This is a genomic window from Mumia sp. (assembly GCF_028803055.1).
GTDB lineage: Bacteria > Actinomycetota > Actinomycetes > Propionibacteriales > Nocardioidaceae > Mumia.
Genome location: NZ_JARBCJ010000106.1, coordinates 1 through 11,294 on the forward strand (window position 1 = coordinate 1; position 11,294 = coordinate 11,294).

General features: G+C 68.9%; 11 protein-coding genes. All 11 read right to left on the bottom strand.

The features are described 5' to 3' along the window. Positions 1 to 40: 40 nt before the first annotated feature. Positions 41 to 1,306: an Ig-like domain-containing protein gene (locus tag PV363_RS11235; RefSeq protein ID WP_220347024.1), complete on the bottom strand. Its 1,266-nt coding sequence runs from the start codon at positions 1,304 to 1,306 to the stop codon at positions 41 to 43. Positions 1,307 to 1,391: 85 nt separating this feature from the next. Further along, positions 1,392 to 1,787 (bottom strand): cytochrome c oxidase subunit 4, encoded by a 396-nt coding sequence (locus PV363_RS11240; protein WP_220344337.1) that lies wholly within the window; start codon positions 1,785 to 1,787, stop codon positions 1,392 to 1,394. Continuing rightward, the gene (ctaD, locus tag PV363_RS11245) at positions 1,784 to 3,466 is read right to left on the bottom strand and encodes a cytochrome c oxidase subunit I (RefSeq protein WP_220344731.1); all 1,683 of its coding nucleotides are present in this window, start codon (positions 3,464 to 3,466) and stop codon (positions 1,784 to 1,786) included. The genes PV363_RS11240 and ctaD overlap by 4 nt, the downstream gene beginning before the upstream one ends. Positions 3,467 to 3,552: 86 nt before the next feature. Next, entirely contained in the window at positions 3,553 to 4,452 is a 900-nt protein-coding gene (gene coxB / locus PV363_RS11250) for a cytochrome c oxidase subunit II (RefSeq protein WP_301022359.1), read from the bottom strand. A 122-nt stretch (positions 4,453 to 4,574) separates the two neighbouring features. Next, the gene (locus PV363_RS11255; RefSeq protein ID WP_220344336.1) at positions 4,575 to 5,567 is read right to left on the bottom strand and encodes a carbohydrate kinase family protein; all 993 of its coding nucleotides are present in this window, start codon (positions 5,565 to 5,567) and stop codon (positions 4,575 to 4,577) included. Positions 5,568 to 5,637: 70 nt separating this feature from the next. Next, positions 5,638 to 6,843, bottom strand: coding sequence for a GDSL-type esterase/lipase family protein (locus PV363_RS11260; RefSeq protein WP_301022360.1), 1,206 nt, complete (start codon positions 6,841 to 6,843; stop codon positions 5,638 to 5,640). A gap of 238 nt (positions 6,844 to 7,081) precedes the next feature. Further along, positions 7,082 to 7,441, bottom strand: coding sequence for an iron-sulfur cluster insertion protein ErpA (erpA, locus tag PV363_RS11265; RefSeq protein WP_220344334.1), 360 nt, complete (start codon positions 7,439 to 7,441; stop codon positions 7,082 to 7,084). Between the two features lie 175 nt (positions 7,442 to 7,616). Next, positions 7,617 to 8,741: a glycerate kinase gene (locus tag PV363_RS11270; RefSeq protein WP_220365792.1), complete on the bottom strand. Its 1,125-nt coding sequence runs from the start codon at positions 8,739 to 8,741 to the stop codon at positions 7,617 to 7,619. Between the two features lie 3 nt (positions 8,742 to 8,744). Then, entirely contained in the window at positions 8,745 to 10,019 is a 1,275-nt protein-coding gene (locus tag PV363_RS11275) for an aminotransferase class I/II-fold pyridoxal phosphate-dependent enzyme (RefSeq protein WP_301022361.1), read from the bottom strand. Between the two features lie 63 nt (positions 10,020 to 10,082). Beyond that, positions 10,083 to 10,646 carry a hypothetical protein gene (locus PV363_RS11280; protein WP_255559405.1) on the bottom strand — a complete coding sequence of 188 codons (564 nt, stop codon included), beginning with the start codon at positions 10,644 to 10,646 and terminating at the stop codon, positions 10,083 to 10,085. Positions 10,647 to 10,674: 28 nt separating this feature from the next. Continuing rightward, on the bottom strand, positions 10,675 to 11,294 hold a 620-nt coding region (locus tag PV363_RS11285), incomplete at its 5' end, for a M48 family metalloprotease (RefSeq protein ID WP_301022362.1).

Genomic DNA, 11,294 nt, shown 5'->3' on the forward strand with positions numbered 1-11,294 from the left:
GCCCCGCGCGGCGCAGACCGTGACCCGCGGGGCGGAGGGGTCAGGAGAGGGCCGAGCCCTTCGCGAACTGGGCGTACGAGACGTTCCAGTCCGTCCAGCCGTTCTGCGGCTCGAGAACCTTGCGGTCGGAGCGGATGAACTTCACCGGGTCCCCGATGTGGGAGATCCCGTAGAACCACGAGGCGTTGCTCGTGCTCAAGCCGGTGCACCCGTGGCTCACGTTCGCCGAGCCTTGTGAGCCCACGGACCACGGCGCGGCGTGGATGAACTCACCGGAGTTGGTCACTCGCATCGCATACCGGACGTTCTCGATGTTGTAGTACTCCGACGAGCCTTCGGCGATGCCCGTCGTCGCGGCGTCCATCCGCTTGACGGGATACTTCTCCATGATCACCTTGGTGCCGTTGCGGGTCTGGAAGCCGGGCTTGCCGGTGGTCGCCGGGATCACCCGCGCGACCTTGCCGTTGATCCTGACCGTCGCCTTGTGCCGCGCGACGTCCACCACCGTCGTCACCGCACGCTTGGTGACCGAGAAGCTGGTGTCGCGGTCCTCCTGGCCCCACACGCCCTTGGCCGTACGGACGCCGTTGATGCCTGCGTGGACCTTGACCGTGGTGCCTGCCGGCCAGTATCTCTTCGGACGGAAGTGGACCTCGGAGTCGCTGATCCAGCTCCAGGTGCCCTCCACCTTCGGTGTAGACGTCACTGCGAGGCGCTTCTCGACCTCGGCCCGCCGCGACACCGGGAGGTCGAATCGGACGATGATCGGCATCGCCACGCCGACGGTGGCGCCGCTCCTCGGCGAGATGGAGGCGTACGCCTGCTGGTCGAGCGTCAGAGACTGGGTCCGGAAGGTACGGGTCGTCGTGTCGACGTTGCCGTCCTCGTCACGGGTGCTGACGGCGACCGTGTAGCGCTTGCCGGGCTCGAGGAGACCCTTGGCCGTCCAGGCACTCCCGTCGGCCGTCAGATCGCCGGCAACAGAGGACTTCTTGGTCGCGCGCTTGCCGAAGTAGGCCGACACTGCCGTGATCGTGCCGTTGGTCGCTCCCACGGTGATCGCGGTGTCCACCGGGACGGCGCGGGCACCCTCCTCGACGTTCATGGTCACCTCGGTCGCCGGCGTGGGCGACGGCGACGACGAGGCGTTGGAGTCGCCAGCGTTATCGGCTTCCGCGTCTTCGGCGCCTGCCCCCTCGGAGCTGCCGCCGACGGCGCTGCACCCCGCCATGAGAGCACCCGCAACGAGGACGCCGAGCCATCGGCGTCCACCGTGCAGCGCGCGCTGACCGGTTTGTCTCTTCATGATCCCCCTACGAAACAGACATACGGCCTCTCAGGGTAGCAATCGCTACCTTGAGAGGCCGTACGAAGTCTGTCCGGCGCGTGGATCAGTGCGCGTAGAGCCCGCGGTAGTACTCGTAGATCCAGCCGACCAGGGCGATGACTCCGAACGGGAGCGCCATCACGACGAGCCACCAGCCGAAGATCAGGCCGAGGATGATGGCCAGCATCGCCAGGGCCGCCCACAGCGGCCACCAGCTCCACGGAGGGTAGAAGCCGTACTCGCCCGCACCCTCAGCGATCTCACCGTCGTCGCGGTCCTCGAGGCGCGCGGGGATCTGCTTGGCGACCACACCCAGGAAGAAGGTGAGCAGGAGACCCAGCAGCGCGGCCATGACCAGGGCTGTCGTCCCGGTCGGGTCGCCTGAGGCGATCCAGTAGATCGGTGACACGATCACCAGGAAGACGGAGATCGATGCGATGATCCAGGCCTCGGCCTTCACCGGCTGCCACCATCCTCACGCTTGTTGTCGGCCTGTTCGCGCATCGCCTCCTCGTGCCCCGAGAGGTTCGGGGCGTCGGCGAGCGGGCTGTCGAAGTCGTTCTCGGCATGCTCGAGCATCGACAGCTCAGGGTGATGCAGGTCGAATGCAGGGCTCTCCGACCGGATCCGAGGCAGCGACGTGAAGTTGTGCCGCGGCGGCGGGGAGGAGGTCGCCCACTCGAGCGAGCGGCCCCAGCCCCACGGGTCGTCGACGCCGACCTTGGGGTTGTGACGCGAGACCCACACGTTGTAGAAGAACGGCAGCGTCGAGATCGCGAGGACCGCCGCACCGATCGTGGACACCTGGTTGAGCATCGTGAAGCCGTCGGACGGCGAGTAGTCGGCGTATCGACGCGGCATGCCTTCGACACCGAGCCAGTGCTGCACCAGGAACGTCATGTGGAAGCCGATGAACAGCAACCAGAAGTGGATCTTGCCGAGTCGCTCGTTGAGCATGTGCCCGGTCCACTTCGGCCACCAGTAGTAGAACCCGGCGAACATCGCGAAGACGACGGTACCGAACACGACGTAGTGGAAGTGCGCGACGACGAAGTAGGTGTCGGACAGCTGGAAGTCCAGCGCCGGCGACGCCAGGATGATGCCGGTCAGGCCACCGAAGAGGAAGGTGGCGAGGAACCCGAGCGAGAACACCAGCGGCGTGTCGAAGCTGATGGATCCGCCCCATAGCGTGCCGATCCAGTTGAAGAACTTCACGCCTGTCGGTACGGCGATCAGGAACGTCATGAACGAGAAGAACGCGAGGTCGACCGACCCGGTCACGAACATGTGGTGGGCCCACACCGCGACCGACAGTGCCGCGATCGCCAGCGTCGCCGCGACCAGACCGATGTAGCCGAAGATCGGCTTGCGGCTGAAGACGGGGAGGATCTCACTGACGATGCCGAAGAACGGCAACGCGATGATGTAGACCTCCGGATGCCCGAAGAACCAGAACAAGTGTTGCCAGAGAACCGGCCCCCCTGTCGCTGGGTCGAACACGTGGGTGCCGAGCTGCCGGTCGGCGAAGAGCGCGAGCAGCGCGGCGGCGAGGATCGGGAACGCGATCAGAACCAGGAGGCTGGTGACCAGCACGTTCCAGGTGAAGATCGGCATCCGGAACATCGTCATGCCGGGGGCGCGCATCGTGAAGATGGTGGTGACGAAGTTGACCGCGCCGAGGATGGTGCCCAGGCCGGACATGTACAGGCCAAGGGTCCACATGTCTCCGCCGATGCCCGGTGAGTTGACCGAGTCGGACAGCGGCGTGTAGGCGAACCAGCCGAAGCTGGCCGCGCCGCCAGGCACGAAGAAGCCGCCGACCGCGACCGAGCTGCCGAACAGGAACAGCCAGAAGCTGAACATGTTGAGCCGCGGGAACGCGACGTCGGGCGAACCGATCTGGAGCGGCATGATCCAGTTGGCGAAGCCGACGAACAACGGCGTCGCGAACATGAGGAGCATGATCGTGCCGTGCATCGTGAAGAGCTGGTTGTAGGTCTCTTCGTCGACGACCTGCGTGCCGGGGACAGCAAGCTCGGCACGGATGAGCAGCGCGAGGATGCCGCCGATCAGGAAGAACGCGAACGACGCGACGAGGTACATCGTGCCGATCTGCTTGTGATCGGTGGTCGTCAGCATGGCGACGACGCGCTTGCCCAACGGCTTCGGCGGGGTGACCTCTTCAGGCGTCGCCCCAGCCTGGGGTTCTGCGACTGCAGTCACTCCTACTCTCCTGTCTCTAGGTTCTGCACCTCGGCGAGCCCGGCGATCCGGCTGGCTTCGGCACCGCCCTCGGGCTGACCGATCTGCCCGGCCGCCTGAAGCTGCTGCAGGTGGGCGTCGTACTCGTCACGCGAGACCACGTGAACCTTGAAGATCATGCGGGTGTGGTAGAGCCCGCAGAACTCGGCGCACCGACCGGTGAAGACACCCTCACGCGTCGGGGTGACGTCGAAGGAGTTCTCCTTGCCGGGGATGACGTCCATCTTGAAGTAGAACTCGGGGATCCAGAACGAGTGGATGACGTCCGGCGAGACGAGGTTGAACTGGACCGACTCGTCCACGGGCAGCCACAGCTCGGTGGGGTTGGAGGTGTCGCCGTAGTCGAAGACGTCTTGACCGGCGGTCGCCTCCTCACCGAGGTAGTTGAACGTGAACTGCCACTTGCTGCCGACGACCGTGATCGTGTGGTCCGGCTCCTCGACCCGCTCCAGCATCTTGTTCTGGGCGGTGACGGTCTCGGCGAAGAAGATCGCCACGACGATCACCGGCGCCACCGTGTAGAGGACCTCCAGCGGGAGGTGGTAGCGGAGCTGCGAGGGCACCTCGTTGCCCGGCCGGCGACGGTAGCGGACCATCACCCACAGGATCAGCCCCAGGACGAGCACGAGCACGACCGCGGAGGCGATCCAGGCGCCGACCCACAGGACGAACATGGCGTCGACACGATCACTGGCTCCGATCGGGAGCGCCAAGCGGCCCCACGCGCTCGGATCGTCTGGCGAACAGCCACTGAGCAGCACGATCGCAGCAGCGACGAAGCCGAGCCCGAGCGTCTTCGACCTGACCGGTCGACGACGTTCGCCTTGTGCCCGCTTGCCGCGCGCGAAGAGTTCCTGACCCACCAGGCGCCTTTCTGGCTCGATTCGAATCACACCGTGGTGCGCGTCCTCGTCGCCGCTGACGCAACGCCTGAGGTCCGTACCACGAACATCAGCACCCTACTCCAGAGCCGTCGGACTGACCTTCAGAGGTCCCCTCGGAACCGGGGCAGACGGTCGACTACGATGCTGGCCGCCGCGTCGCCGTACTGCGTCCGCAGACGGCCCATCAGGCTGTCGCGATCGAGGCGGTACTCCTGCGTGCCGGTGGTCTCCACGACGCTCGCGGCCAGGGCGCAACCCAGCTGCGCGCACTGCTCGTGCGGGAGGTCGACGCCGAGCCCGGCGAGGAAGCCGGCCCGGAAGGCGTCGCCGACTCCGGTGGGGTCGACGGGCGTGACCCCCGCGATGGCGGGGACGTCGATGACCGAGCCGTCGGCCTCGTAGACGCTGACCCCGTCTGCGCCGCGGGTCACCACGCGGGTCCCGACCCGCTGCTGGATCTCGCCGGCGCTCCACCCGGTCTTCTTCTCCGTGAGCGCGGCCTCGTACTCGTTGCTGAAGAGGTAGGCGGCACCGTCGATCAGCGACCGGATCAGGGCGCCGTCGGCGAAGGCGAGCTGCTGCGACGGGTCGGCGGCGAAGCGGTAGCCACGGGCACGGCTCTCCTCGGTGTGGCGGACCATGCCCTCGGGGTCGTCGGGACCGATGAGGACGATGTCCCAGCCGCCCACGCGGTCATGGATCGGCTTGAGCTCGATCTCTCTGGCCTCGCCCATCGCCCCGGCGTAGAACGTGGCGATCTGGGCCTGCGCGGCGTCGGTGGTGCAGACGAACCGTGCCGTGTGCTTGGTCTCGGACACGTGGACACCGGAGCAGTCCACACCGTGACGCTCCAGCCACGAGCGGTAGTCGTCGAAGTCCTCTCCCACGGCCCCGATCAGGACCGGCTCCTCGCCGAGCGCCGCGAGACCGAAGGCGATGTTGGCTCCGCACCCTCCCCGGCGTACGTCGAGGTCCTCGACGAGGAAGGACAGCGAGATCTTGTCGAGCTGGTCGACGACGAGCGAGTCGGAGAAGCGCCCCCTGAAGGTCATCAGGTGGTCGTTCGCGATGGAACCGGATACGGCGATCTTCAACGGAGCTCCTCGAATCGGGACGCGTGCGCGCCCACGATAGTCGCGAAGCCTCGCCCAGGGCGAGGCATGGTCACCGTGGGCGCGTGGTCCGGAGCGTCCGGACCGGCCCAGTGAGGTAGCCGTTGCGGGCGGTGATCCGGACCTGCGCCATGATCGCACGGCGCGGGACGCCCAGCTTCGCGCGGTGGCCGGCGCGAGACGCCTTGCGCCACGTCGACCACGAGCCGGCAGCCGTGCGGCTGCGGTATGCCAGCGAGTAGGTGTCCGACACGACGGCCTCACGCCAGCGCACCCGCAGCGAGGCGCGTCGCCAGGAGGCCGACGCTCCGCGGACCCTGTGCGGGACCCTCCCGGTGGCGCGCACCCGGATAGGCACCGACCACGCGCCGATCATCGCGCCGCGCCGCGGTTGCACCTGGACCTCGTAGGTCCCCCCGGCGCTCAGTGCTGTCACCGATCGAGTCTGGCCGGACGCCCACGAGGTCGTCACCCAGGCGCCGAGCCGCGGCGCGACCAGGCGGTGCCGCAGTCGGTTCGACCAACCGTCGATCGTGGTGCTGTCCCACGAGAGGTCGATCCGCCGGTTAGTCCCTCGCCCGCTCACGACGAACCTCGCCGGCCACGAGACCGCCGCATCGATCGCTGGACGCCGAGAGAGGGCGCCGATCTCGACAAGCCCGTCGGCCACGCGCTGGGCGAGCCGCGTCTGCCCCGTCGGCGTCGGGTGGATGCCGTCCCAGGTGTGCACCCGAGGGTCCCAGCCCTGCGCTGTCCGGGCGACAGTCACGCGGGAGTCCGGGGTGTTCAGCCCGGACACCAGACCGGCGACGAGCGCGTTGAACGTCTCGGTCTCTCGTACGCGGTCTCGGGCGCCGGTCGAGAGGTTCATGCCGGTCATGACCTGGCCGATCACCAGGTCCACCGCAGGGTCGACGGCACGCACCCGCTCGACGTAGGTCCGGATGTTCGCCGCGGCGGCCTCTGGCGTACGGATCCGCAGATCGTTGAAGCCGATGAGCAGGACGACGACATCAGGTCGGTGTGTCGCAACCTCCTCGGTGACCCCACCGAGGAGGGAAGCCGTCGTCGCCCCCGCCATCGCGGCGTGGTCCTGGTCGAAACCGGGCACGAGATAGCTCGTCTTGTCGTACGCCAGGGTCCGGCGTGGGCCGACGAGGTCGATCGTGGACCCGACCGACCGAAGACCGCGCCAGAGCCAGTATCGGTAGGTGTAGTCACCTGCGCGGCCCTGTGTGATGGAGTCACCGGCAACCATGACGCGCGTCGGCCCAGGAGGGCGTTCAGGGGCCTCCTGGGCCGTTCGTGCGCCGACGGCGTATGCGGGGCTGGCCGTCGCGAGCAGCACACCCAGAAGAGCCGCGACCGCTGACCGACTCAAAGCCGTACCAGTTCGCATCGAATGACCGTACACCCGCGCAGCGACGACGACGGCCGCCCGAAGAAACTCGGACGGCCGTCGTGACGTCAGCGCCCCGGAGGGCCGGCTCAGAGACTCAGTGGAACGAGTCTCCGCACGCGCAGGAGCCCGTCGCGTTGGGGTTGTCGATGGTGAAGCCCTGCTTCTCGATGGTGTCGACGAAGTCGATCGTCGCGCCGTGGAGGTAGGGGACGCTCATCCGGTCGACGACCAACGAGACACCGTCGAACTCACGGGTCTCGTCGCCGTCGAGCGTGCGCTCGTCGAAGAAGAGCTGGTAGCGCAGACCCGAGCACCCGCCCGGCTGCACCGCGATCCGGAGTGCGAGATCGTTGCGCCCCTCCTGCTCGAGGAGGCTCTTCACCTTGGCGGCGGCGCCGTCGGAAAGATTGACACCGGTCAGGGTCTCGCTGGTGTCGGTGCTCTGCACGGTCATGTGTTCTCCCGAAGTCTCTGGTGCGGGTCCGCCCGGATGGAGCGCGCTGTCCACGTCGAACGCAGGGTCCCGCCGTCTCATTCCACCGTACGTCACCTCGACACTCGGATCACGCCGCAGTGCCGCAAGGCTCGTCCTACCCTACGTCGCGGGTCCGACAGGGCCACCTGACCGTTCAGCGGTCGGACCAGGTCCGCGCCACCCGCTCGGCAAGCCGACGCAGCGACTCCGCCGGCCGGCCGAGGGAGTCGGCCTCCCCCACGACGTCGACCATCGCGTACGCCGCCTCGATCCCCATCGCGCGGCGTTCGCGTGCTCCCACCTCGACCCGGCCGGCGAGGACGACGCACGGCCGCAGCGCGCCGCCGGCGATCTCCGCGACCCCGTAGACGACCTTGCCCTCGCGCGACGTGACGTCGAAGGCGCCCTCTCCCGTCAGCACCAGGTCGCTCTCGCGCGCGCGGTCGGCGAGGCCCACCGCCTGCGCGACCATGCCGATGCCGGGCTCGACGGTGGCGCCGAGCAGCTGCAGGGCGAACCCGAGTCCGCCTGCCGCACCGGCGCCCGGCCGATCGGCCACGCGACGCTGCGCCGGGCCTGGACCGCACACCGCGACCACGAAAGCGTCGAGGATCCCGTCGACCCTGATGACGGCAGCGTCGTCGAGCCCCTTCTGCGGCCCGAACGTCCGCGCCGCGCCCAGGAGGCCCAGCAGCGGGTTGCGTACGTCGGTGGCGGCGACGAGCTCCACGTCTCCGAGCCGCTCGCTCGCCGCGGTGACGTCCACCTGGCCGACCCCGGTCAGGCCACGGGGGCCAGCGTCCAGCGCGACGTCGGCCCGTGCGCCCAGGGCCGCGAGCATCCCCGCGCCGCCGTCGGTGGTCGCGCTCCCACCGAGTCCGACCACGACGCGGGCGGCCCCGGCGTCGACGGCCGCGGTGACCAGCTGGCCCACGCCGTACGTCGACGCGTCCTCGGGGCTGCGCCGGGGGTCGGCCTCGAGACCGCACGCGGTCGCCGACTCCACGTAGGCGGTCGACCGGCCGTCGAGGCCGTCCACGAGGAGCAGCGGCGCCTCCACGAGCGCCCCGAGCGGCCCGCGTACTCCGGAGACGAGGAGGCGCTCACCGCCGAGGGAGGCGTGGAGGACGTCGACGAACCCGGGGCCTCCGTCCGACATCGGCACGAGCGTCATCACGTCGTCGGGCGCGGTACGGAGCCAGCCCTCGGCGATGGCCTCCGCGGCTTCCGGTGCACGCAGCGTGCCCGCGAACGCATCGGGGGCGACCAGCACACGCACCGGTCAGGCCAGCGCCTTCTCGGCCGCCGCGAGCAGCACGCACGTCGCGAGGCCCTCCATGGCCAGGCGCAGGTCGTCGAGCGACGGGTACGTCGGCGCGATCCGGATGTTGCGGTCGCGCGGGTCGCGCCCGTACGGGAACGAGGCACCGGCCGGCGTCAGGGCGATCCCGGCGCCCTTGGCGAGCTCGACCACCCGGGCGGCGGTGCCGTCGACGACGTCGAGACTCACGAAGTAGCCGCCGCGCGGATGCGTCCAGGTGGCGACGTCGTACGGAGCGAGCCGGGACGAGAGCACCTCCTCGACGACCGCGAACTTGGGCGAGATGAGGTCGCGGTGCTGGCGCATCAGGGAGCGGACCCCGTCGGCGTCGCGGAGGAACCGCACATGGCGCAGCTGGTTGACCTTGTCGGGCCCGATCGACGCGAACTTGAGGTGGCTCTTGAACCAGGCGACGTTCCTCGGCGAGCTGCCGAAGAACGAGACTCCCGACCCGGCGAAGGTGATCTTGGAGGTGGAGGCGAAGACGAGGACCCGCTCGGGGTGTCCACCGGCAGCCGCCAGCGCGAGCGCATCGGCCGACTTCAGCTCGTCGTCGCTCAGGTGGTGCACGGCGTAGGCGTTGTCCCAGAAGATCCGGAAGTCGGGGGCCGCGGCCGGCATCGCCGTGAGGCGCGCGGCGACCTCCGGCGAGGTCACCCCACCGGTCGGGTTGGCGTAGGTCGGGACGAGCCACATGCCCTTGATGGTCGGGTCGTCGGCCACCAGCGACGCGATCGCGTCCGCATCAGGGCCGTCGTCGGTCATGTCGACCGGCACCATCTCGATCCCGAGGGACTCCAGCAGTGCGTAGTGGCGGTCGTACCCGGGCACCGGGCAAAGGAAGCGGACGGTCTCCTCGGCCCCCCACGGCCGTGGAGAGTCGGTGAATCCGTGCAGCATGGCCCAGGCGACGGTCTGGTACATCAGGGTCAGGCTCGAGCTGCCCTGCGCGAGCAGCTGCGGGACGGGGATCCCGAGGAGCTCGGCGAAGATCTCGCGAAGCTCCGGGAGGCCCTCCAGACCACCGTAGTTGCGGGTGTCGGTGCCGTCGGCGGCCCGGAAGTCGTCCTTGCCGGGCAGGTCGAGGAGCCCGTTGGAGAGGTCCAGCTGCTCGCTGGACGGTTTGCCCCGTGTCAGGTCGAGCGTGAGCCCGCGCGCACGCAGGTCCTCGTAGGCGGCGCGCTGCTCGGACAGCAGCGAGCCGAGCGCGTCACGATCCAGGGTGTCGATGCTCATGGGGATCCTCGCGAGACGGGGTTCGACGGTGCGTCGCGGCAGGCGGACGCTCCGGGGTGGAATCTATCGAGTGCCGCCGCCGAGCCCGGGAGCGCCCCAGATCGCGAGCCAGCGGCCCAGGTCCTTCTCGATCGGGAGGTCGTCGGTGACGATGCCCCGCACCTGGAGCTCGAGGGTGTTGTCACGGCGCGGCTCGGCGGCCGGGGCGAACGGGTAGAAGGTCCCGCGCTTGTAGAGGTAGACGAGCCCGAGCGCCCTGTCGTCGGCAGTGACGAAGTCGACCACCGAGCAGAGCAGCTGCGGTCCGAACCCGTTGTCGACGAGGGTGCTGTTGACGGCGTGGAGGTCGGTCACCAGCCCGCCGACGTCCTCGGGGTCGTGCTGGACGACGAGCCACGTGAAGCCGTACTGGTCCATCGTGCGCTCGACCTTCGGCCCTCCGTCGGCGTCGAGGAGCTCCTGCACGTCGGCCTGCATCGTGGTGAACGCGGCACCCTCGGTCTGCCGGTAGCACACCGACCCGATGCCGGTCGGCTTGATCGACGCGGCGGCGTCGAGCGTGATCGCTGCCGAGGGCAGCGCGAACAGAGCATCGAGGTCGGCCTGCGCCGGCTTCGATCGGCCCATCAGGGCATCCCAGAGTCCCATCGCCGGCTCAGAGGGGTCGGCCGAGATCGGCGGAGATGTGGGCGAGCTGCTCGAGGCGCTTCTCCACCGGCGGGTGGGAGCTCATCAGGCCGGCGAGCGAGTCGCGAGAGAACGCCGGGGTGGCGAAGAAGAACGCGCTCATGTTCTCGACCTGGCGAAGGTCCTTGCTGGGGATACGTCCCATGTCTCCGGTGATCTTGGTGAGTGCGGAGGCCAGGGCCGAGGGCTTGCCGGTGAGGTACGCACCCGACCGGTCGGCACTCAGCTCGCGGTAGCGCGACAGCGCCCGGGTCAGCAGGAAGCTGATGAAGTAGGCGATCAGGCTCGCGAGCCACACGACCAGGAACATCAGGGCCGCGTTGTTGTTGCGGTCGCGACCGCCACACATGAACGGGAACCACCGGATGATGAAGCCGGCGAGCAGGCCGAGCGACGAGGCCACCGTCATGACCGACACGTCACGGTTCGCGACGTGGGCGAGCTCGTGGCTGAGCACACCCTCCAGCTCCTCGCCATCGAGCCGACGCAGGATGCCGGTCGTGACGCAGACCGCGGAGTGGCTCGGCGATCGCCCGGTCGCGAACGCGTTGGGGAGGTCGGTGTCGGCGACGGCGACGGTCGGCTTCG

Bases quoted from the DNA above. Each gene is read 5' to 3' on its own strand.
- PV363_RS11235 (WP_220347024.1), bottom strand. From the start codon at position 1,306: ATGAAGAGACAAACCGGTCAGCGCGCGCTGCACGGTGGACGCCGATGG.
- PV363_RS11275 (WP_301022361.1), bottom strand. From the start codon at position 10,019: ATGAGCATCGACACCCTGGATCGTGACGCGCTCGGCTCGCTGCTGTCC.
- PV363_RS11280 (WP_255559405.1), bottom strand. From the start codon at position 10,646: ATGGGCCGATCGAAGCCGGCGCAGGCCGACCTCGATGCTCTGTTCGCG.
- PV363_RS11260 (WP_301022360.1), bottom strand. From the start codon at position 6,843: ATGGTTGCCGGTGACTCCATCACACAGGGCCGCGCAGGTGACTACACC.
- erpA (WP_220344334.1), bottom strand. From the start codon at position 7,441: ATGACCGTGCAGAGCACCGACACCAGCGAGACCCTGACCGGTGTCAAT.
- ctaD (WP_220344731.1), bottom strand. From the start codon at position 3,466: ATGCTGACGACCACCGATCACAAGCAGATCGGCACGATGTACCTCGTC.